Here is a 23027-nt window from a genome sequence, read left to right as displayed (position 1 = left end):
CGCTAGTGGCGCACAAACACAAAACCAGAAAACGCCGCAAGGACGAGACGCTTGCCGCCGCGCTCGATATCGGCGGCTCGAAGATTTCCTGCTTCATCGCGCGCGTGCATGAGGAAGAGGATTTCGCGCCGCAGGCGGAGATCGTCGGCGTCGGCTGTTACGGCGCGCCGGCGCCGGCCCGCGGGCCCGCTTCGGCCGAAGCGATAGAAACCGGCGTCAGGAATGCGGTCGAAGCCGCCGAGCGCATGGCGGGCGAACATGTGGGCCGGCTCATCGTCGCCGTCCCGGGCCGGCATTTGCGCGCCAGGCGCATCGGCGTCGATCTTGAAATCGCCGGCGGCGTCGTCGCCCAGGAAGACGTGGACGACAGCCTCGCGGAAGGCCTTAAAATCGCGACGCCGCCCGATTGTGCGCCGCTGCATGCGCTTCCCGTGGGCTTCAAGCTCGACGGCGAGGAGGGGCTTGGCGATCCTGTCGGTCTTACGGGCGGCGTTCTCTCGACGCAGATGTTCGCCGTCGGGGCGCGCCAGAGCTATCTCGACAATCTCGCCGACCTGATCGAACGCTGCGATTTGAAAGTCGCGGATTTCGCCGCCGCGCCTTATGCGGCGGCCGAAGCGGTGCTTCTCGAAGACGAAAAAGAGCTCGGCGTCGTTCTGATCGATATCGGCGCGGCGTCGACCGGCTTTGCAGTCTATGACAATGGCGCGCTCGTCGAATGCGGCGGGGCGCCTGTCGGCGCGGGCCATATCACCCGCGACATCGCGCAGATTTTCGGCGCGCCGCTCGTCCATGCCGAGCGCATCAAGACGCTTTACGGCTCGGCGCTCATCGGCCCCGGCGACGAGCACCGATTCATCGACTTCCCGCAACTCGGCGTTCAGGGCGAGAGCGTGCGGGCGAGCCGCGCCGATGTCAGCGAAGTCATCCTGCCGCGGCTTGAAGAGATATTTGAACTCGTTTGCGAACAGCTTCCCAATGACGGCATGCGCCGTTCGGGGCTGCGCCGCGCGGTCCTTACCGGCGGCGGCTCGCTCCTCGTCGGCGCGCGCGAAGTCGCCGAAAGGAGCCTTGGCATGAAAAGCCGTCTCGGCCGGCCCGCCGCCATTGCCGGCTCGCCGGAAGCGGTCTCGGCGCCGGGCTTCGCCGTCTGCGCGGGGCTTGTCCAGCATTATGCGAATTTGGACGAAAACAGCGAAAGCGGGCTTGGTCTTTTGCGCCAATCACCTCATGCAGGGGCAAGATCGTCCGTGCTCGGCAATGTTGAAGCCTGGTTGCGCGCGAAGTTCTGAAAAAGCGCTCTTTGGGACCGGCATGTCAGGCCGTCCGGCGGGCGCTTTAAAAATCATTCCGCCCGGCGTTTAGAGAGTCGAAAAAATCGGGCGGGAAAGCGACTCGTTAAGGGGCTGTTAACCTTTTGGAAAGGGTTCTGAACGAGTCTTTAACGACGGATTAACCATCGGGGAAGGGCGCCGGATCTCAACGATAAAGCCGCCCGAAAAACATGCGCATCAGCGGAGACATCCATGCCAATCAATCTTAGCGTGCCGGAACTCACGGAACTCCAACCCCGCATCACCGTGATCGGCGTCGGCGGGGCGGGCGGCAACGCCGTCAACAACATGATCGAAAGCCAGCTCGAGGGCGTCGAGTTTGTTGTGGCGAACACCGACGCACAGGCGGTGGGCCTGTCCAAGGCGCAAAAAAAGATCCAGCTCGGCGTAAAGACCACGCAAGGTCTCGGGGCTGGGTCCATTCCCGATATCGGGCGGGCGGCGGCCGACGAGTCGCTCGATGAAATTCTCGAACATGTGGGCGGTTGCCACATGCTGTTCGTCACCGCCGGCATGGGCGGCGGCACGGGGACGGGCGCGGCGCCGGTGATCGCCAAGGCGGCGAAAGAGCGCGACATCCTGACCGTCGGCGTCGTCACCAAGCCCTTCCATTTCGAAGGCGCGCGGCGCATGCGGCTGGCGACGGCGGGCATCGAAGAGCTGCAAAAGCATGTGGACACGCTGCTCATCATCCCGAACCAGAACCTCTTCTCCATCGCCAATGAGCGCACGACCTTCCACGAGGCCTTCGCCATGGCCGACCAGGTCCTGCATTCGGGCGTCCGGGGCATTACCGATCTCATGGTCATGCCGGGCCTCATCAATCTCGACTTCGCCGACGTCCGCACGGTGATGAGCGAGATGGGCAAGGCGATGATGGGAACCGGCGAGGCCGAAGGCGAAAAGCGCGCCATTCAGGCCGCCGAAGCCGCGATCTCGAACCCGCTGCTCGACGAAGTCTCCATGAAAGGCGCGAAAGGCGTCCTCATCAACATCACTGGGTCCATGGATATGACTCTGTTCGAGGTCGACGAAGCGGCGAACCGCATCCGCGCCGAAGTCGATCCCGACGCCAACATTATTGTCGGCTCCACCTTCAATCAGGATCTCGAGGGCCGGGTGCGCGTTTCGGTGGTCGCCACCGGCATCGACATCGAGGAAAAAGAACAGCCGCGTCCGCAGATCAAGGTCAACACCGGCGCCGTCTCCAAACCCTGGCGCGAGCCGACCCCGGTGGACCAGCCTGCGGCTTCCAGCCAGAGCGCGTCGGCCCCAAGCGCCGCCGCTTCGCCGGCGCCGAGTGTTTCGAGCCCGGCTCCGCAGTCCGCGCCGGGCGCGCCGGCTCGCGGCGCGGCGCCAGGCGCCAATCCGGTGGGCGACGTGCATGAGCGCATCCGCAAGATGCTGACCGAAGGCGGCGTCGCCGAAACCCGCGCCGCCGCGCCGACCCAAGCCCCGACCCCGGCCCAGAATCCGGCCCAGGGCCCGGTTCGCGCATCCGCGCCGCAGCGCCCTGTGCGTCAGGAATCGCCGCGCCAGGAAACGCCGCGTCAGGGCGAAACCGCCAATCCCTTCCGCAGCGCCCAGGCGCTCGGCAAGCATTCCCTTGAAGCGGCGGTGGACATGTTCAAATCTCTTGGCGGCCAGGAAGAGCCGCGCCGGGCCGGGCGCCAGGCGGCATCCGCGCCGCGCGCGCCCGAAGCGCCGAAACCCTCGGGCGCGCCGCGCGGAGACCTGTTCGACGACCAGGAAGACGCCGATCTCGAAATCCCGTCCTTTTTGAGAAAGAAGAAGACCGGCTAAGCCGCGCCCTTAGGAGGCAATACCTTGTTTTCTCTTACAAAACCACGCCGGCAGCAGCGCCTGCCGGCGTGGTTTTTTGATTTTGAGGGCGCGCGAGCCTCTGCAAGAATCGGAAATAAACATTGACCAGGGGCAGTGTTCGCATACGCAAAAATCATCTATGCTTAACAAAAATAGCGCATTGTCCGGCGGGAGTCCGCTATGGTCATGCGGCTGTTGGGGACCCGCACTGGACTAGCGAGACGAGTATGAGTGAGCCCGCGCGCCAGCGGACAATTGCGAGCGAAATCGAATTTTCCGGCGTCGGCCTTCACAGCGGCGCGGAGTGCCGGGTGCGCCTTTTGCCGGCGACGCGCGGCGGCGTTGTTTTCCGCTGCCTCGGCAGAGAGGGAGACGGCGCTCAGATCAAGGCGAGTCCCGAAAACGTCGTCAGCGCCGATCACGGAACCAGCCTCGCCAATCGCGACGGCGCCCGGATCGGCACGGTGGAGCATTTGATGGCGGCGTTGGCGCTCAGCCGCGTCGACCATGTCATTGTCGAAGTCGACGGCCCGGAAATTCCCATTCTTGACGGCAGCGCGGCGCCTTTTGTGGCGGCCATCGCTGAAAACGGCCACGAACGACTTTCCGCCTATCGCCATCCGGCGGTGGTTCAGGAAAAAATCCGCATCGGCGACGAGAAGCGCTGGATCGAGTTCGAACCCTTTGCGGGCCGCCGGCTCGATATCGAAATCAATTTCGCGGGCTGCCTCATTGGCCGTCAAACCCTTTCCATCGATCTCGAAGATCCGGAGGATCTCGTGCGGCTGTCGACGGCGCGCACCTTTGTCCGGCTGGAAGAGGTGGAGGCGCTCAAAAACGCCGGCCTCATTCGCGGCGGCGGGCTCGACAACGCGCTGGTCGTCGACGGCGAAAAGCTGCTCAACGAGGACACGTTGCGCGACCAAGCGGAATTTGCGCTGCACAAGGCGCTGGATCTCGTCGGCGATCTTTATCTTGTCGGCGCGCCGATCGTCGGGCGCATCAAGGCGTTCCGCCCCGGCCACGACCTCAATACGCGGGCGGCCATGGCGCTGGCGAAAGCGGCGGGCGAGACGGCCCAGCCGATCTCCGCCACCGCCTGATCTGAAAGGGGCCGGGATCGGCCGTCCATCCTTGTTTGACAGCCCCGCCTGCGCCCAACTAGAACGGTTTTTCGCCCCCAAGGCCCCGCCGGCAGTCGGCGCGCGGCCGCGTCCCGAAAGGCCTCTCCAGGTGAAGTCGGTCCCAGTGAAAAAGCCTTTTGCGTTCCTCGGTAAAGCGCTCCTCGTCATCCTCGCCTGTTTCGCCGTCGCGGCCTGCAGTTCATCCGGCAAGAAGAAAGAGAAATTCGCTTATGTGGAGCGTCCGGTGGAAACGCTCTACAGAAGCGCCACCCGTGAGCTCGAGCGCAAGCGGTACGACAACGCCATCGCCTATTTCGAGGAAGTCGAGCGCCAGCACCCTTACTCCGCCTGGGCGCGCCGCGCCATGCTGATGAAGGCTTTCGCTTATTATCAGGGCAATGATTACGAAGAAGCGGTGACGGCGATCGACCAGTTCATTTCGCTGCATCCCGGCAACAAGGACGCCGCTTACGCCTATTACCTGAAAGCCATGTGTTATTACGAGCGCATCCGCGATGTGGGCCGCGACCAGGATTACACCAACAACGCCGTCCAGGCCCTGAACGACGTCATCCGGCGTTATCCGGATACGGAATATGCGCGCGACGCGCGGCTGAAACTCGACCTCACTTTCGATCACCTCGCCGGCAAGGAGATGTATGTGGGGCGCTTCTATCTGAAGCAGAACAAGCACATTGCGGCGATCAACCGTTTCAAGACGGTGGTCGAGCGCTACCAGACGACGAGCCACGTTCCCGAAGCCCTGCACCGTCTCGTGGAGGCCTATCTCGAGCTCGGCATTATCGACGAGGCGCGCGCCGCCGCCGCCGTTCTCGGCTACAACTATCCCGGCAGCCGCTGGTACGAGGAAAGCTACAAGCTGTTCAAAGAACGCGGCATCCTCGCCGAGGGCTCCGGCAAGCCCAAATCCAAGCCGGCGAAACTTAAAAAAGCGTCGGAAACGCTCGATGAGGCGGATATGAGCAATCAGGAGGCTCTTGAGCCGCCCTCGCCGGACGAGCTTGAAAGGCTTGAGCCGCGGGGCAATGCGCCGCAAAGCCCGATCGACGAGGCGCGCGAGCCGCTTTAACGGGCCGTCAAACTGCGATACATCACGGAGGAAACAGGCGAGGGGGCTCTCTCGCCGTTTTCAGGCAAACGGGTATCCAGTGAAAAGGCGCCGCTCCGGTCGATGCTGATCGCGCTTCATATTCAGGATTTCGTGCTGATCGACCAGGCGCGCCTGGCGCTCGGGCGCGGCCTGACCGCGCTTACCGGCGAGACCGGCGCCGGCAAATCCATTCTTCTTGACGCGCTCGGGCTCGCCGTCGGCGGCCGGGCCGAACGCGGCGCCGTGCGCCAGGGCGCGAAACAGGGCGTCGTCTCGGTCATCTTCGAACCGGGGCTTTCGCATCCGGTCTGGAAAGTGCTCGAGGAAAACGGCCTCGACGCGGGCGAGGATCAGGTGATCTTGCGCCGGGTGCAGGGCGCCGACGGGCGCGGGCGCGGCTTCGTCAACGACCAGCCCGTGTCGATTGCGATGCTGCGGACCGTCGGCGAAACCCTTGTGGAGATTCACGGCCAGCATGACGGGCGCGGCTTTTTAACGGCCTCGGCGCATCGCGGCATGCTCGACGAATTCGGCGGCTTGCAGAAAAAAGCGGGCGAGGTCGCGGGGCTCTGGCGGCGCTGGCGCGACGCTGAAGACGCGCTGGAGGAAAAAAAACGCGACCGCGACGCGGCGGCGCGCGAGGCGGATTATCTCAGGCATGTGGTCGAGCGCTTGTCGAAACTCGCCCCTGAGGCGGATGAAGAAGCCGCGCTCGCCGAACGGCGCACCGAGCTGATGGCGTCCGACAAGATCGCAGAAGACCTGAACGCCGCCATGACGGCGATGAGCGAAGGCGCCTTCGACGCACAGCTCGCCAGCGCCCTGCGCCGGATCGACCGGGCCGCGAGCCTCCTCGCCGAGAAAGACAATCCTTTAAGCGTCGCCTCGGCGCGGCTCGATGCGGCGCTGAATGAGGCGGCCGAAGCGCGCAGCGCCCTGGAAGCGGCCATCGACCGCTTCGGCGCCGATCCGGACGAGCTCGACCGCGTCGAAGAGCGGCTTTTCGCCCTGCGCGCCGAGGCGCGCAAACACGGCGTGACGCCGGACGGGCTCGCGGCTTTCCTTGAAAAGGCGAAGACGTCGCTCGAAGATCTCGAGATGGGCGAGGCGGCGTTCGAGAGTCTTGAAAAAGACGTGAAAGACGCGAAGGCCGCTTTTGAAAAGGCAGCCACGGCGCTGTCGAAAGAGCGCGCCGCGGCGGCCAAAAAACTCGACAGCGCCGTCATGAAAGAACTGGCGCCGTTGAAACTCGGCAAGGCGGTTTTCGAAACCAACATTGCAACGGACAAAAGCCACCCGACATCGGACGGCTTCGATGCGGTGGAGTTCATGGTGGCCACCAATCCGGGCGCCCCGGCGGGACCGCTGAAAACCATTGCGTCGGGCGGCGAGCTGTCGCGGTTCGTGCTCGCCATGAAAGCCGCGCTCGCGGCCAAGGAAAACCGCACGGTCATCATCTTCGACGAAGTCGATGCAGGCGTCGGCGGGGCCGTCGCCGATGCGGTGGGCGAGCGGCTGGCGCGGCTCGCCTCGGACGCGCAGGTTCTCGTGGTCACCCACAGTCCGCAGGTCGCGGCCCGCGCCGGCGCCCATTGGCGCATCGAGAAGAAGCAGACGAAATCCTCGACCCTGACGCGGGTGACGCCGCTTGAAGACGGCGCGCGCGTCGAGGAAATCGCCCGCATGCTGTCGGGCGCTGAAGTGACGGACGAAGCGCGCGCCGCCGCCCGCCGGCTTTTGTCCGTGGACGCGCCCAAAGAAAAAGCCCCGGCGAAAAAGTCGCGCAAACGGGCGTAACGGAAAGACATGACGAAAAAAAAGGCGCAGGACCATTCAGCAATTCCGGTGAACAAGCTGAAACCGGAGGAAGCCGAAGCCGAGCTCGAGCGTCTTGCGGGCGCGATCGGGCGGGCCGACAAGGCTTATTACGAGCATGACAAGCCGGAGATTTCCGACGCGGAATATGACGCCCTGAGGCGACGCAATCTGCTCATCGAAAAGCGCTTTCCGAAGCTGAAGCGTGAAGACTCGCCCTCGGATAAGGTGGGCGCGCCGCCCTCGACCAAGTTCGAAAAGTCGAAGCACGCCATCCCCATGCTCTCGCTCGACAACGCCTTTAACGATGAAGACGTTGTCGAATTCGAAAAGCGCGTGCGGCGGTTTTTAGGTCTTGGCGAGGACGCCAAGCTCGCTTTCACCGCCGAGCCGAAGATCGACGGGCTGTCGCTCAATCTGCGTTATGAAGAGGGCGTTTTGATGGTTGCGGCGACGCGCGGCGACGGCGTCACCGGCGAAAACGTCACCGCCAATGTGCTCACCATCGCCGACATCCCGAAAACCCTGAAGAACGCGCCGACGGTTTTGGAGGTGCGCGGCGAAGTCTATATGAGCCTTGAGGAGTTCGAAGCGCTGAACAAACGGCTCGAACGCGAGGCCGAAGACGATTCGAAAACGCACGAGCCTTTCGCCAATCCGCGAAACGCCGCCGCGGGATCGCTGCGCCAGCTCGATGCGGCGATCACCGCCGCGCGGCCCTTGCATTTTTTCGCTTACGCCTGGGGCGAATTGACCGAAGCGCTTGGCAAGACGCAATGGGAGGCGATCCAGCATCTCAAAAAACTCGGGTTCCGGATCAACCCTCTCGCTAAACATTGCGAGAGCGTCGAGGCGCTTTTAGCGCATTACAAGAAGATCGAAGCCGAGCGCGCCAGGCTCGGCTATGACATTGACGGCGTCGTCTATAAGGTCGACCGCCTCGATTATCAGGAACGTCTCGGCTATGTCTCCCGCGCGCCGCGCTGGGCGATTGCGCATAAATTTCCGGCGGAAAAGGCGACGACGGTCCTTGAAAAGATCGACATCCAGGTCGGACGCACCGGCAAGCTGACGCCGGTGGCGCGGTTGAAACCCGTCACCGTGGGCGGCGTCGTCGTTTCGAACGCGACCCTGCACAATGAAGACTACATCAAGGAAAAGGACATCCGCAAAGGCGACACGGTGATCATCCAGCGTGCCGGCGACGTCATTCCGCAAGTCCTGGAAGTGGACAAGAAGAAACGCCCGAAAGAGTCAAAGCCCTATAAATTCCCGACCCATTGCCCGGTCTGCGGCTCTCATGCGGTGAACGAGGTCAATCCCAACACCGGCAAGGCCGATGTGGACCGGCGCTGCACCGGCGGGCTCGTCTGCGACGCGCAGATGGTGGAGCGCCTGAAGCATTTCGTTTCGCGCCAGGCTTTCGACATCGAGGGCCTCGGCGAAAAACAGATTGCAAGCTTTCACGAAGAGGGCGTCATCCGCGAACCGGCGGACATCTTCACCCTTCGCGAAAGGCAGGAGGCGGGAAAGATCGACCTTTACCGCTACGATCTCGATGAGGAAGGCGCGCGCAAGCGCGACAGGAACGGCAAGGAAAAGCCGCCCACCAATCTAAAATCGGTGCAGAACCTGTTCGACGCCATCGACGCGCGCCGCAAGATTTCCCTGACGCGTTTTATCAACGCGCTCGGCATCCGCCATGTGGGCGAAACCAATGCGCGGCTTTTTGCGACTCATTACGGCGATTTCGATGCGTTTTACGCAGCGGCGCGCAAAGCGCGCGACGAAGAAAGCGAGGCTTACGAGGACATGCTCTCGATTGACGGCGTTGGCGCGCTTGTCGCGCGCGGCGTCATCGATTTCTTCGACGAGAAACACAATCGCGACGCTGTCGATAAGCTTCTGGAGCAAGCAGCGCCGCAAAAAGCGCAAGGCCCGGCGAAATCGAGCCCCGTTTCCGGCAAGACGGTCGTCTTCACCGGTTCGCTTGAAACCATGACCCGCGAGGAGGCCAAGGCCCGCGCGGTTGCGCTCGGCGCCAAGGTCTCGGGCTCGGTTTCCGCGAAAACCGATTATGTGGTGGCCGGGCCGGGCGCCGGGTCGAAGTTAAAGAAAGCTGAAGAGCTGGACGTTACGGTGCTCACCGAAGACGAATGGGCGAAGCTTGTAAAAGGATAATCGCCGTCAAGGGGTATAAATGCGACGTGCGGCGCCTATAGTGAGCGGACGGGAGAGCGCATCATGACTCTATGGCTCGTCTTGCTGGTGCTGGCGGCGATCGCCGCCGTGGCGCTGGCCGCGCTTTACAATCACCTCGTTCAGAAGCGGCAGATGACGCATAATGGCTGGGCCGATATCGACGTGCAGCTCAAACGCCGGGCCGATCTCATTCCGCAACTTGTCGCGGCGGTGCAGGGGTACGCCGCTCATGAACGCAGCCTCTTCGAAGAGGTGGTGGAAAAGCGCAATGCGGCGATGGCGGTCGGCGACGATCCGGCGGCGCGCGGCGCGGCCGAAAGCGCGCTGTCGCGTCCCGTCGCGAAAATGATCGCCGTTGCGGAGAATTATCCGGAACTGAAAGCCAGCGGCAATTTTCTGGAGCTCCAGACGGCGCTCGCCGAAACGGAAGACAAGATCGAGATGGCGCGGCGTTTTTACAACGGCGCGGTGCGCGAATTGAACACGCTCATTCAGAGCTTTCCCGTAAACATGCTTGCCGGAGGGTTCGGATTTAAAAAGCGCGATTATTTCGAGATCGAGACCGCGGAAAAAGCCGCGCCTTCCATCGATATGGGCGCCGACGCATCATGATGCTGCGTTCCGTTTTCGCCGCCCTCATCGCCCTTGCCGCGCTCGCCTGGCCGCTTTCGGCGTCGGCGCGCGAAGAGATCAACGACTTTACGGTGGAGATCGATGTCCGCAAAAGCGGCGATATTCTCGTCACCGAAACCATCGATGTTACGGTTGAAGGCAGGCAGATCAGGCGCGGAATCTTTCGCGACCTGCCGCGCTATTACAAAAGAGACGGGGTGCGCTATTCCTACGATTACGACATCGAACGCATCGAGCGCGATGGAAAAGGCGAGCCCTATACGGTCGACCGGCAGGGAAACGGCATGCAGATTCGCATTGGCGATGCGGATGTCTTTCTCGATCATGGCCGGCATGACTATGTCATCGAATATAGCGTGAAAAATCAGGTCCGCTATTTTGACGACTATGACGAAATCTACTGGAACGTCACGGGGAATTACTGGTTTTTCCCGATCGAGCATGCGCGCGCCGTCGTCCGTCTGCCGAAAGGCGCGAAGGTCGTATCGACGGCGGCCTATACGGGGCGCCAGGGCGCGAGCGGGCGCGCCTACCGCTACTCCGTTTCCGGCAATGCGCATATTTTCGAAACGACAAAAGAGCTTGGACAGCGTGAAGGGCTGACCGTCGCGGTTGGTTTTGAAAAAGGCGTCGTCGATCCGCCCTCGGCCGCCGACAAGCGGGCTGAATGGTTTCAGCGCAACGCGTCGGGGCTTATTCTCGCGAGCGCCATTGCGCTTCTGTCTCTTTTCTATGGCTGGGCTTTCATCCGGGCCGGACAGGACCCGGCCAAGGGCCCGGTCTTCCCGCGTTACGAGCCGCCGGAAGGGCTTTCCCCCGCGGCGACGCATCATGTTTATCGGCGCAAGCTTTCGGGCCATGACGCGCTCATCGCCACGATCCTCAATCTCGGCGTGAAAGATGCAGTCAAGATCGACGCCGAAAGCAAGAAAAAGACGAAGCTCACCTTGCTTGAAGGCGGGCGTGAAGAGGAACTCTCGCCGGCGGAACGCAACTTCCTGCACGGTGTTTTCAATCGGCGTGAGGAGTTTACGCTTGGCGACGGCTATGACTCCGCCTTCACGCACGCCTATAAGAAATTCCAGCGCGAAATCGGCAGGAAATTCGGCAAGCCCTATTTTAAATGGAACGCCGGGTATCTGATTCTCGGCGCCGTTCTCACGATCATTGCAATCATCGCCGCCATTTCATTTTCCGTCGGCTGGACTTGGGCGCACACCGCCGGCGTTGGCGCGCTCGCCGCGATGTTCGCCGCCTTCGCCTATTTCATTCCCGCGCCGACGCCCCATGGCCAGAAAACGCGCACGGAAATCGAAGGTTTCCGGCTTTATCTCAAAACCGCGGAAAAAATTTATCTCGACGCCGTGAAGGTCGGTTCTGACGCGCCGCCGCCCATGACCGTGGAGCGTTATGAACGGTTTCTTCCTTATGCGGTCGCGCTCGGCGTCGAAGAACCCTGGACGCGCCATTTCGAAAGACTGATTCCGGAAGAGGCGGCGCATTACCAGCCGCGATGGGTCGGCGCTCACGGCGGGCGTTACAGCTCCCTTCACGGCCTCAACAGCGCGCTTGTCGCCGGCATGGCGACAGGCGTCGCCTCAGCGCTGCCGCAAAGTTCGTCGTCTTCCGGGTCGGGCGGCGGCGGCTTCTCCGGCGGCGGCGGAGGCGGCGGGGGTGGAGGCGGCTGGTGATTCCGCGCTTGAATCTTCTGCTATGCGCAGAGGTTTCAATGGCAGATTCAACCTTCAAGCCCCGCCCAACAACGCCGCCCCTCCATTTTTCGCGATTGTAACGCCGCGCCATTGCGCGGGCTCGCGCCGGCGGGCTAAATCCCCGCAAAACAAGCCAGATTTCAAGGCGTAACGATCCGTCCACGCCTCCGGCGTAGTCTCGGACGGGAGGAAGTCCGGAGACAATATGAGCGACATGAAGCCGCTTTCCCTCTATGTGCCAGAGCCTGAATTCCGCCCCGGCGACAAGCCGGATTTTTCCAATGTCCCGATCCCGAAAGCCGGCGCCGCGCCGAAGCCGCCGGTGGATGTGGAAGCGGGCGATATCCGCGATCTCGCCTATACGATCATCCGCGTCTTGAACCGCGAGGGGAAGGCGGTCGGTCCGTGGGCGGACATGCTGACCGATGATGAGGTGAAAGCGGGCCTTGAAGACATGATGCGCGTGCGCGCTTTCGATGCGCGCATGCTGATGGCCCAGCGCCAGGGCAAGACCAGCTTTTACATGCAGGCGCTCGGCGAAGAGGCGATCGCCTGCGCCTTTTCGAAAGTGTTGAAGCCCGGCGACATGAACTTCCCGACCTATCGCCAGCAGGGGCTTCTCCTGTCGACCGATTATCCCATGGTCGACATGATCAACCAGATTTATTCGAACGCCGCCGACCCGTTGCAGGGCCGGCAATTGCCGATCATGTATTCCTCGAAAGAGCACGGCTTTTTCACGATCTCCGGCAATCTCGCGACGCAGTTCATTCAAGGCGTCGGCTGGGCCATGGCCTCGGCGATCAAGGGCGACACCAAAATCGCGACCTCATGGATCGGCGAAGGCTCAACGGCGGAAAACGATTTTCACTCGGCGCTGGTTTTCGCCTCCACTTATCGCGCGCCGGTGGTGTTGAACATCGTCAACAATCAGTGGGCGATCTCGACTTTTCAGGGCATCGCCCGCGGCAAGGCGGCGACATTTGCCTCAAGGGGCCTCGGCTTCGGCATTCCTTCCTTGCGCGTCGACGGCAATGACTATCTCGCTGTTTACGCTGTCGCCAAATGGGCCGTGGAGCGCGCGCGCAAAGGGCTGGGGCCGACATTGATCGAACATGTCACCTATCGCATGGGCGGGCATTCGACCTCGGACGATCCGTCCGCGTATCGCGCCAAGGAGGAATCGACCTCATGGCCGCTGGGCGATCCGGTGGAGCGGCTGAAAGACTATCTCATCAAGCGCGGCGTCTGGTCCGACGCCCGGCATCACCAGATGAAGGAGATGCTGGAAGTGGAAGTCGCCGAGGCCCAGAAACAGGCCGAGAAAAACGGCACGCTCCATGACGGGCCGCATTCCTCGCCCGCCACCATGTTCGACGACGTTTATAAAGACATGCCGCTGCATCTTCGCCGCCAGCGCCAGGAAGCGGGGTTTTAAGATGGCGCGCATGACCATGATTCAGGCGATCCGGTCCGCCATGGACGTCGCCATGGACCGCGACGACAATGTCGTCGTCTTTGGCGAGGATGTGGGCTATTTCGGCGGCGTTTTCCGCTGCACGCAAGGGCTGCAGGAAAAATACGGGCCCCAGCGCTGTTTCGACACGCCGATCAGCGAAAGCGGCATTATCGGCGCCGCCATCGGCATGGCGACCTATGGTCTGCGCCCCTGCGCCGAAATTCAGTTCGCGGATTATATGTATCCGGGCTACGATCAGATCACCCAGGAGGCCTCGCGCATCCGCTATCGCTCCAATAACGACTTCACCGTGCCCATGGTGGTGCGGATGCCGACCGGCGGCGGGATTTTCGGCGGCCAGACACACAGCCAGAGCCCCGAGGCGCTGTTCGCGCATGTTTCCGGCATCAAGACGGTGATCCCGTCCAACCCTTACGACGCCAAAGGGCTTCTCATCGCGTCTATCGAGGACGACGACCCGGTGATGTTCCTCGAGCCGAAGCGGCTTTATAACGGCCCCTTTGACGGCCATCACGACCGGCCGGTGACGCCCTGGTCGAAGCATGAGATGGGCGAGGTTCCCGAAGAGCATTATACGGTCCCGCTCGGCAAGGCGGCGGTGCGCCGCGAAGGCGCGGACGTCACCATGCTGGTTTACGGCGCCATGGTCTATGTCGCCGAAGCTGCGGCCGAGGAAACCGGCATTGACGCGGAGATCATCGATCTCAGGACGCTCCTGCCGCTCGACATGGAAGCGATTGAAAAGTCCGTGCAGAAGACCGGGCGCTGCGTCATTGTTCACGAGGCGACTCGCACCTGTGGGTATGGCGCGGAACTCGCGGCGATTGTTGCGGAGAACTGCTTCTACCATCTCGAATCGCCGGTGGTGCGGGTGACGGGCTGGGACACGCCTTATCCGCATGCGCATGAATGGGATTATTTTCCGGGGCCCGCGCGGGTTGGGGCGGCCTTGCAGAAAGTCATGGAGGACGCCTGATGGGCGAACATGTAATCAAGCTTCCCGATGTGGGAGAGGGCGTCGCCGAGGCGGAGCTCGTCGAGTGGATGATTGAGACGGGCGCCAATGTGCGCGAGGACGAGATCATCGCCTCGGTGATGACCGACAAGGCGACGGTGGAGATCCCCTCGCCGGTGGAGGGCAAGATTATCTGGCGCGGCGGCGAGCCCGGCGACGTGCTCGCGGTCGGTTCGCCGCTGGTGCGCCTCGAGGTGGACGGCGCCGGCAATGTGAAGCCGGGCGAAACGCCGGCGCCTGAGCCCAAAGAAAAGCCGGAAGAGGCGAAGGCGGAGAAAGCGCCGGAGCCGAAACCGGAAAAAACGGCGGAAAAGCCCTCGCCGAAGGCGGACAAGCCGAAGACCAACGGCGCTGCGCCTGCGCCCGCCATGCCCCGTGCAGAAGGCGAGAAGCCGCTGGCCTCGCCGGCGGTGCGCAAGCGCGCCGCCGACGCCGGCGTCGATTTGCGCCGCGTGCCCGGGACGGGCCCGGCAGGGCGCATCACCCATGAAGACCTCGACGCGTTTTTCGACAGCGGCGGCGAGACGGCGAGCGTTCCCGGCGCGGTGTTAAGGCGCAACACATCCGTCGCCGAGGTGCCAGTCAGGGGCCTGCGCCGCAAGATCGCCGAGAAGATGCAAGCCGCGCATGAACGCATCGTTCCCATCACCTATGTGGAAGAAGTCGACATGACGGCGCTTGAGGATCTGCGCGCCGAGCTCAACAAAACGCGCAAGGAGGGAAGGCCGAAACTGACGCTGCTGCCGTTCCTGATGCGCGCCATGGTGAAAGCGGTCGGCGAGCAGCCGCATTTGAACGCCATTTACGACGACGAGGCGGAAGTCATTCATCAGCATGGCGGCGTTCATATCGGCGTCGCGGCGCAGACGCCGACCGGGCTGATGGTGCCGGTGGTCAAACACGCCGAAGCGCGCGACCTCTGGGATTGCGCTGCGGAAGTCGCAAGGCTTTCCGAAGCGGCGAAGGAAGGCAAGGCGAGCCGCGAGGAGCTGTCCGGGTCGACCATCACCATCACCTCGCTCGGGGCGATGGGCGGCATCGTCACGACGCCGGTGATCAACCATCCGGAAGTCGCGATTGTCGGCGTCAACAAGATGCAGGTGCTGCCGCGCTGGAACGGCTCGGAGTTTACGCCGCGCAAGATCATGAACCTGTCGTCCAGCTTCGATCATCGCGTCATCGACGGCTGGGACGCGGCGGTCTTCGTGCAGCGGATCAAGTCCCTGCTGGAAAACCCGGCGATGATCTTCATAGAGAGTTAGACACAAGATCCCACCTCTCCCTTGAGGGGAGGTCGAAATTCGCGAATGCGAATTTCGGGTGGGGGATGCAAAACAAAGAGCGGTAATTCGGAGGCGGCGTCCTCCCCCTCCCGAAACTGCTGGCGCAGTTTCGGCCTCCCCTCAAGGGGGAGGCGGAAGATGGAAACGGTGAAAAGACATGGACGACATTTCCTGCAAACTCCTCGTCATCGGCGCCGGGCCCGGCGGCTATGTGGCCGCGATCCGCGCAGGCCAGCTCGGGCTCGATTGCGTCATTGTCGAGGGCCAATATCACGGCGGCACGTGCCTCAATGTCGGCTGCATTCCGTCGAAAGCGATCATTCACGCCGCCGACGAATTCGAGAAAGCCGTGCATTTCGCCGGCGACAGCGCCATCGGGGTGCATGCGGGAAGCCCCAAGATCGATTTTGCGAAAACGCTTCAATGGAAAGACGGGATCGTCAAACGGCTTACAGGCGGCGTCGGCGGGCTGCTCAAGAAAAATAAGGTGCGCAGCATCAAGGGCTGGGCGTCTTTTATCGACGGCAAGACGGTGGAGGTGACGGGCGGCGATGAAGACGTCCGCATCCGCGCCGACAATGTTATTATCGCCACCGGGTCCGAGCCGGTCGAACTGCCGTTCATGCCTTTCGGCGGGGACGTCATCTCTTCGACCGAAGCCCTGTCGCTCGAAACGCCGCCGAAGACGCTGGCCGTGGTCGGCGCCGGCTATATCGGCCTCGAGCTCGGCATCGCCTTTGCGAAGCTCGGAACCAAAGTCACCGTCGTCGAGGCGATGGACAAGATACTCCCGCTTTACGACAAGGAGCTGACACGGCCCGTCGAGAAAACCCTGAAGCGCCTCGGCGTCGAAGTTCTCCTGGGCGCCAAGGCCAAGGGCCAATCGAAAAAGGGCCTCGACATCGAAACGGCGGACGGCAAAGCCGAAACGGTGAAGGCGGAAAAAATCCTCGTCACCGTGGGCCGCGCGCCGAAGACGCAAGGCTGGGGCCGCGACAATCTCGTCCTCGACATGGACGGGCGCTACGTCAAAATCGACGATGAATGCCAGACGTCGATGACCGGCGTTTACGCCATCGGCGACGTCACCGGCGAGCCCATGCTCGCGCACCGCGCCATGGCGCAGGGCGAAATGGTCGCGGAGATCGTCGCCGGCGAAAACCGCTCATGGGACAAGCGGGCGATTCCTGCGGTCTGCTTCACCGACCCGGAAATCGTGTCGGTCGGCCTGTCGCCCAATGAGGCGAAAGAGGCGGGCTACGAGATCATCTCGCAGAATTTTCCGTTCTCCGCCAATGGCCGCGCCATGTCGATGGAGGCGGAAGACGGCTTCGTCCGGATTGTCGCGCGAAAAGATAACAAGCTGGTGCTCGGCGTTCAGGCCGCGGGCAGGGGCGTTTCGGAACTCTCGACCGCTTTCGGCCTCGCCATCGAAATGGGCGCGACCCTCGACGATATCGCGGGCACGATCCACGCCCACCCGACCTTGGGCGAGGCGTTCCAGGAATCGGCCCTCAGAACGCTCGGCCACGCCTTGCATATTTAAGACTCTCTTCCCCCGCTTGCGGGGGAAGTACCGGCGAAGCCGGGGATGGGGGTGAGCTCACCCCCTCCGTCTCAACCGGACTGCGTCCGGTTTCGACACCTCCCCCGTAAACGGGGGAGGAGATTTCTTCTCTAAACCCAATCCGCCGGGTCGAGGCGGTAATAATGCGCCATCTCTTCGTAGAGCTCGGGCTCGGCGTCCTGCAGTTTCTTCGGCTGTTCGAAAAAGACTTCGCTCGCCACGGCGAAAAACTCCGCCGGGTTCGTCGCGCCGTAAGGATCGAGCGCATTGGCCCGGCCCGCCGCGGCGTCTTCGCGCAGGCGTTTGTAAGCGGCGCGAAACACCTGCGCCCAGCGCGAGGCGCTCTGGTCCTTGTCGAGAAGCGGCGAGCCGTCCGTGACGCCGGTCTCGTTGTCGAGCTGGTGGGCGAATTCGTGAAACACCACATTATGCCCGTCATGGGCGGCGAAAGCGCCATAGGCCGCCTGGTCCCAGGAGAGGACCACGGGGCCGCGCGCCCAGCTTTCCCCGGCGCGCACCGGGCGATGCTCCGTATGCACATGACCCTCGATGCGCGCCGTGTTGCTGGTAAAGGCGCCCGGATAGACATGAATGGTGTCGAGCGTCTTGAACCAGCGGTTCTCCTTATTGACGATGAGAAGGCAAGCCTGCGCCGCGATGACGACGCGCATCTCTTCGGTAAGCTCGAGCCCGCCCTGGCCGTAGAATTTCTTCTCTGCGAGAAAACGGTTGATCAGCCCGTCAAGGCGCTTGTGGATGTCATGGGGCAGGGCGGAATAGATCGGCACTTTCGCGCGCAAGATGCGCCGGTGCTCGGCGGGCAAGGGCGCGGCCATCAGCGCCTCGGTCCGGCGGCGCTTCAACGCCCAATAGCCGCCGAGCAAAAGCCCGGCGCCGGCGACGAGGATGATGAGAAGGAGGTTCATGGGGAGGGAATATGGGGGGCGGAGAGGCTATGTCCAGCGCGTAAAGCTATTTTGTCTGCGCGCGGCGGTAAATTTCAATGATCTTATTGACTCGATATTAATTTCGAAGAGGACGAATAAAGCTAGGGAGGAGCAGCATATGTCTGAACAGGAATTCAGAGATTTAAATACTGAATACACTGAGGTGCCTATTCTGAAATCCGTACTGAATATTTTACTATGGGGTACGGTTTTCGGGGGAATGGCATTTGCGTTAATTTTCCAAATAACTCGTGCTTTTATTCTTGATCCGTTTTTTAATCTTGAACTTCCACGTGGAGAAACATTGGGAATTATATCTTTCAGTTTTGCATTCATATGTTCGGTTGGATATTCATCCTACATATCATTTAAAGAAATCGAACGCCGAGAAGATTGCCAGCGCCGTGGGCTCACACTTGTGAAGCGTTGAGTAGTTTTGGCTCGAAGTTCAATGTTGAGGTGTGGCGCACCAACTGACGTGTCACGATGGAAACAACCGCCGCCCGGGCGGGCCGAAGGATAAGGCCAAACGGGCGGGCGGGGATAGAATTTCATGAATTAAATTTCGTCCCCCGCTGTTCCGGCGGGTGTAGGATGCGGTGCGCGCCAGCTCCGCAAGGCCGGTTGAGGCTTCGCAGGGCTTGGCCGTTTGCGTCTCGCCACGATTTGCTTGCCCCGGGCTTGATCCGGGGATCGTGGCGTCCAGGCTATGGGCCGCTGGACCCCACGCTTAAAGCGTGGGGAGTCGGCATAAGGAGAGGCCGGGAGAGAAGTAACGCGCAAAAAATCCCGTGAAACATTTTTGTGTAAAAGGCGCCAAATCGGCCTGAACGCCAGAAAAGACGGGGTTTAAAAGAAATGAGGAATCCATTTTGCGTAAATTGTTTCACGGGAACTTTCTTCCCCCGCCCCGCGCCAAAAGGCGCGACTCTTTATTTGTGCGCCTTCGCGCACGGGCGGGGGAAGTACCGGCGAAGCCGGGGATGGGGGTGGGCGGCGAAGAACCCCCTCCGTCCGCTGCGCGGACGCCTCCCCCATTTACATGGGGGAGGAGGGGCATCGAGTGAAAGCGCCAACAGAAAGGAGGCTGCCGCTTAAATATCCAGCTCGTCCTGCACGAAGGCGGCGTTTTCCTGGATGAACTGGAAGCGCGCTTCGGCCTTTTTGCCCATGAGGCGGTCGACGAGGCTGTCGCAGTCTTTTTCCTTGTCCTCGGCGATGACGACGCGGGCGAGGACGCGGCTTTCCGGGTTCATGGTGGTTTCTTTGAGCTGCGCGGGCATCATTTCGCCAAGGCCCTTGAAGCGGCCGACCTCGACTTTCTGGTTCGGCTTGAACTCGGTCTTCAGCAGTTTTTCGCGTTCGTCTTCGGTCATGGCGTAGACGGACTTGCCGCCCGCGCTCAAACGGAACAGCGGCGGCTGCGCCATATAAAGCCGCCCGGCGCGGATCAGCTCCGGCATTTCCTCATGAAAGAAGGTGATGAGGAGCGCCGCGATATGCGCGCCGTCCACATCGGCGTCGGTCATGATGATGATTTTTTCGTAGCGCAAGGCGTCGATGTCGAATTTCGGACCCGTCCCGGCGCCCAGCGCCTGCACGATGTCGGCGATTTCCTGGTTGGCCATGATCTTGTCGCGGGTGGCGCTCGCGACGTTGAGGATCTTGCCGCGCAAGGGGAGAATGGCCTGCGTCGCGCGGTTCCTCGCCTGTTTTGCAGAGCCGCCCGCCGAATCGCCCTCGACGAGGAAAATCTCCGTACCCGAACGATCTTTCTGGGAGCAGTCGGCGAGCTTGCCGGGCAGGCGCAGTTTCCGCGTCGCCTGCTGGCGGGAGACTTCCTTTTCCTTGCGCCGGCGCTGGCGTTCCTCCGACCGGTCCACCACCCATTCGACCAGCGCCGCGGCCTGTTTCGGATTGGAGGCGAGCCAGTGATCGAAAGCGGGCCGGACGGCGTTTTCGACAATGCGCTGGGCTTCGGCGGTGGCGAGCTTGTCCTTGGTCTGCCCCTGAAACTCCGGGTTCCTGACGAAGACGGAGAGGAGAACGCCCGCCGTGCCGAGCACGTCCTCGGCGGTGACGTTCGCGGCTTTTTTCACGCCCGAGAGCTCGCCATAGGCCTTGAGGCCTTTGGTGAGCGCGGCGCGAAGGCCCGCTTCATGGGTGCCGCCTTCGGGCGTCGGCACGGTGTTGCAGTAAGAATGGATGAAGCCGTCGGCTTCGCCGAAGCCGGCCGCGCCCCAGAGCACGGCCCATTCGAGATTGCCGTGGCCGCCTTCGTCTTTCTTTTCGATCTTGCCGGAGAAGATGTCGTCGGTGACCGTGGGTTTCGAGCCTGCGAGGCTTTTCAGATAATCCGTCAGCCCGCGTTCGAAGTGAAAGACGGCCTCGGACGGCGTGTCATCCTTGATGAGCGCAGGCGCGCATTTCCAGCGGATCTCGACGCCGCCGAAAAGATAAGCCTTCGAGCGCGCCATCTTGAAAAGGCGCGCCGGTTTGAACTTGGCGTTGGCGCCGAAGATTTTCGGGTCCGGGTGGAACATCACCATGGTGCCGCGCTTGTTCGGCGCCGGGCCGACTTTTTCGAGCTTGGTTCGCGGATGGCCCTCGGCATAGGACTGGCGATACATGGTGCGCCCGCGGCAGACCTCGACAATGAGGTCGTCGGAAAGCGCATTCACGACGGAAACGCCGACGCCGTGAAGGCCGCCCGAAGTGACGTAAGCCTTGCCCTCGAACTTGCCGCCCGAATGCAGCGTCGTCATGATCACTTCGAGCGCCGACTTCTTCTTGAACTTCGGATGCGGGTCCACAGGCACGCCGCGGCCATTATCGTTCACCGAGAGATAGCCGTCGTCATGCAGCTCGACCTCGATGCGCGTCGCATGGCCCGCAACGGCCTCGTCCATGGCGTTGTCGAGGACTTCGGCGAAGAGATGGTGCAGCGCCTTTTCGTCGGTGCCGCCGATATACATGCCCGGCCGTTTGCGGACCGGCTCAAGGCCCTCGAGGACCTCGATGTCCTTGGCGGAATAGTCGCCAAAGAGATCGTCATCGCCGGAGCCGTTTTTGCCGCTACGTTTACTCATATTTTTCTATTCATTAACACTTACGGAATCGCTTGGTGGCAGAACGATGTAGACTGGTTGCCGTTTGAGCGCAAAGCACAAGCCGCGGGTCGGGAAAATCCGGCGGCGCGCAGATTGGGGAAAACTTGATGTCAAGCTGCATACTTTGCGGGGGCGAGCGGGAAGACTGGCTCAACTGCCCCATCGACGCCAAGACCCTGCGGCCGACGCCTACGGGCGCGTCACGCGCTGCCGGCGCTGCGGGCTCGGCGCGGTGGAGCCGCTGCCATCTGCAGAGGAGCTGCCGGCTTTTTACCGGCTCGAGGCCTATTACACCCATGGCGAATCGCATTTCCAGAAGGGCGAGGCCGTGACTTTCGCGGACCGGGTGCGCGACCATCTCGCCTGGCGGTTCGACAAGGGCGATCCCGCCAAGCCTGAACGGCTGATCGCGCTCGCGGGCAAGCCGGCGGGCGAGATCCGGGTGCTCGATATCGGCTGCGGGCACGGCAATCTTTTGAAGGAGTTCAAAGCGCTGGGGGCCAAGGCCGCCGGGCTCGATCCCGATCCGGAAGCGGTGGAGAACCTGGCCAAGGCCGGGATCGCCGCGCATCAGGGAACCGGCGAGGCGCCGCCGGAATCGCTTGCGGGCCAGTTGTTCGACATCGTGATCATGACCCATGCGATCGAGCACTGTCTCGATCCGGTGAAAGCGCTGGCGACGGCGTTTTCGCTGACGCGGCCGGGCGGGGTTTTTCTCTGCGAGGCGCCGAACTGCGCCGCAACGCATTTCGAACGCTTCAACATCATGTCGGAAATGTTCGATGCGCCGCGCCATCTTTATTTCTTCACGCCCGACACTCTGCGCAGAGTGATCGAAGGGGCCGGGTTCGCCATCGAGCGGGATTATTATGACGGCTTCCTGCGACATTTCACCAATTCCTGGCGGGCCACGGAAAATCATATCCGCGAAGGCATCGTGAAAGACGGCGGAGAGACAAGCGCGCTGCCGCCGGCGCATTCGCGAATGGAAACCATCCGTCTACTGATGGAAACGGCCCTGGCGGACAAAAAGAAGAAATATGACTGCGTCGGCTTTGTTGCGCGGCGCCCGGTTTAATTTCTTTTGCCGCCGCCGCGGCCCGCCCCGCCGGCAAAGGCCGCCGCGCCGGAGGCCGTTTCGCCGGAAGAGATGGTCGCGAGGCCGTGCCGGATTTCGTTGCGCAGCGCTGCGTCTTCGGAAAGGTCCCATTGTTCGAGCGCCGAGAGACGGTCATGGCGCAGGCAGGTCTGGGGCAGGGCGGCGATTTCGGCCGCCAGCGCCTTGGCGGCGGGGAGGGCTTCGCCTTTCGCGGAAAGCCGGTTGGCGAGTCCGATGTCGACGGCTTCGCGCGCCGCGACGGGCCGGCCGGTGAGAATGAGATCCATGGCGCGCGAATGGCCGATGAGGCGCGGCAGGCGGATGGTGCCGAGATCCACCAGCGGCACGCCGAAGCGTCGGCAGAAAACGCCGAAGACCGATCCTTCCGCTGCGACGCGCATATCGCACCACAGCGCCAGTTCGATCCCGCCGGCGACGGCGTAGCCTTCGACGGCGGCGATGACCGGTTTCGACAGCCTGAGGCGCGTCGGACCCATGGGACCGTCGCCGTCTTCCGTGACGCGTTTTTCTTCACCTTGCGCCAAAGCCTTGAGATCGGCGCCGGCGCAGAAATTGCCGTCCGCGCCGGTCAGGATCGCGACGGAAAGCGCATCGTCGGCGTCGAAATCGCGGAAGATTTCGGCGAGCGCTTTTGCGGTCGGAACATCGACGGCGTTGCGCCGCGCCGGCCGGTTGATGGTCACGGTCAGGACCGGACCGTCGATTTCGGTCAGCACTGCTTTTTGTTCAGCCATGGCTTATTCTCCCGCA

17 protein-coding genes are annotated in these 23027 nt (G+C 62.3%); 14 read left to right on the top strand and 3 right to left on the bottom strand.

Going from position 1 to position 23027, the window contains the following annotated elements; genetic code table 11:
• The first annotated feature begins 5 nt into the window (after positions 1-5).
• From ftsA to lpdA, 12 genes are all read left to right on the top strand, one after another.
• Positions 6-1292 carry a cell division protein FtsA gene (gene ftsA, locus CW354_RS03790; RefSeq protein WP_165793508.1) on the top strand — a complete coding sequence of 429 codons (1287 nt, stop codon included), beginning with the start codon at positions 6-8 and terminating at the stop codon, positions 1290-1292.
• A 234-nt stretch (positions 1293-1526) separates the two neighbouring features.
• Positions 1527-3137 carry a cell division protein FtsZ gene (gene ftsZ / locus CW354_RS03785; RefSeq protein WP_104828719.1) on the top strand — a complete coding sequence of 537 codons (1611 nt, stop codon included), beginning with the start codon at positions 1527-1529 and terminating at the stop codon, positions 3135-3137.
• Positions 3138-3385: 248 nt separating this feature from the next.
• The gene (lpxC, locus tag CW354_RS03780) at positions 3386-4261 is read left to right on the top strand and encodes a UDP-3-O-acyl-N-acetylglucosamine deacetylase (RefSeq protein ID WP_104828718.1); all 876 of its coding nucleotides are present in this window, start codon (positions 3386-3388) and stop codon (positions 4259-4261) included.
• Between the two features lie 130 nt (positions 4262-4391).
• The gene (locus CW354_RS03775; protein ID WP_243396285.1) at positions 4392-5372 is read left to right on the top strand and encodes an outer membrane protein assembly factor BamD; all 981 of its coding nucleotides are present in this window, start codon (positions 4392-4394) and stop codon (positions 5370-5372) included.
• A gap of 102 nt (positions 5373-5474) precedes the next feature.
• Entirely contained in the window at positions 5475-7190 is a 1716-nt protein-coding gene (gene recN / locus CW354_RS03770) for a DNA repair protein RecN (RefSeq protein WP_104828717.1), read from the top strand.
• 9 nt (positions 7191-7199) lie between these two features.
• Positions 7200-9389, top strand: a complete 2190-nt coding sequence (ligA, locus tag CW354_RS03765; protein WP_104828716.1) for an NAD-dependent DNA ligase LigA — start codon at positions 7200-7202, stop codon at positions 9387-9389.
• A gap of 63 nt (positions 9390-9452) precedes the next feature.
• A complete protein-coding gene (locus tag CW354_RS03760; RefSeq protein ID WP_104828715.1) occupies positions 9453-10022 on the top strand; it encodes a LemA family protein in 570 nt (189 codons plus the stop codon).
• On the top strand, positions 10019-11734 hold the full coding sequence (locus tag CW354_RS03755; protein ID WP_104828714.1) for a DUF2207 domain-containing protein: 1716 nt from the start codon (positions 10019-10021) through the stop codon (positions 11732-11734). Before CW354_RS03760 ends, CW354_RS03755 begins: the two co-directional genes overlap by 4 nt.
• Positions 11735-11960: 226 nt before the next feature.
• A complete protein-coding gene (locus tag CW354_RS03745; protein WP_104828712.1) occupies positions 11961-13193 on the top strand; it encodes a 3-methyl-2-oxobutanoate dehydrogenase (2-methylpropanoyl-transferring) subunit alpha in 1233 nt (410 codons plus the stop codon).
• Between the two features lies 1 nt (position 13194).
• On the top strand, positions 13195-14211 hold the full coding sequence (locus CW354_RS03740; protein WP_104828711.1) for an alpha-ketoacid dehydrogenase subunit beta: 1017 nt from the start codon (positions 13195-13197) through the stop codon (positions 14209-14211).
• Entirely contained in the window at positions 14211-15512 is a 1302-nt protein-coding gene (locus tag CW354_RS03735; RefSeq protein ID WP_104828710.1) for a dihydrolipoamide acetyltransferase family protein, read from the top strand. The genes CW354_RS03740 and CW354_RS03735 overlap by 1 nt, the downstream gene beginning before the upstream one ends.
• A 178-nt stretch (positions 15513-15690) precedes the next feature.
• A complete protein-coding gene (gene lpdA, locus CW354_RS03730; protein WP_104828709.1) occupies positions 15691-17079 on the top strand; it encodes a dihydrolipoyl dehydrogenase in 1389 nt (462 codons plus the stop codon).
• Positions 17080-17210: 131 nt separating this feature from the next.
• Here lpdA and CW354_RS03725 read toward each other — a convergent pair whose 3' ends face one another.
• Positions 17211-18026 (bottom strand): M90 family metallopeptidase, encoded by an 816-nt coding sequence (locus tag CW354_RS03725; RefSeq protein ID WP_104828708.1) that lies wholly within the window; start codon positions 18024-18026, stop codon positions 17211-17213.
• Between the two features lie 139 nt (positions 18027-18165).
• Between CW354_RS03725 and CW354_RS22940 the strand changes: the two genes are divergently transcribed.
• A complete protein-coding gene (locus CW354_RS22940; protein WP_133162159.1) occupies positions 18166-18477 on the top strand; it encodes a hypothetical protein in 312 nt (103 codons plus the stop codon).
• 664 nt (positions 18478-19141) lie between these two features.
• Here the strand turns inward: CW354_RS22940 and parE are convergent.
• Positions 19142-21136 carry a DNA topoisomerase IV subunit B gene (parE, locus tag CW354_RS03720; protein WP_104828707.1) on the bottom strand — a complete coding sequence of 665 codons (1995 nt, stop codon included), beginning with the start codon at positions 21134-21136 and terminating at the stop codon, positions 19142-19144.
• Positions 21137-21389: 253 nt separating this feature from the next.
• Here parE and CW354_RS03715 point away from each other — a divergent pair, with 253 nt between their 5' ends.
• Entirely contained in the window at positions 21390-22235 is an 846-nt protein-coding gene (locus CW354_RS03715; protein ID WP_165793507.1) for a class I SAM-dependent methyltransferase, read from the top strand.
• On the opposite strand, the gene CW354_RS03710 is transcribed toward CW354_RS03715, so the two are convergent.
• Positions 22232-23011 carry a crotonase/enoyl-CoA hydratase family protein gene (locus tag CW354_RS03710; protein WP_104828705.1) on the bottom strand — a complete coding sequence of 260 codons (780 nt, stop codon included), beginning with the start codon at positions 23009-23011 and terminating at the stop codon, positions 22232-22234. The two genes, CW354_RS03715 and CW354_RS03710, sit on opposite strands and share 4 nt — an antisense overlap.
• Positions 23012-23027: the final 16 nt, after the last annotated feature.

Origin of the sequence: Hyphococcus luteus, from assembly GCF_002943565.1 — a bacterium.
Lineage (GTDB): Bacteria > Pseudomonadota > Alphaproteobacteria > Caulobacterales > Parvularculaceae > Hyphococcus > Hyphococcus luteus.
The sequence above is the reverse complement of the archived record's forward strand: the minus strand, read 5'-3'. Positions and strand labels throughout refer to the sequence as shown.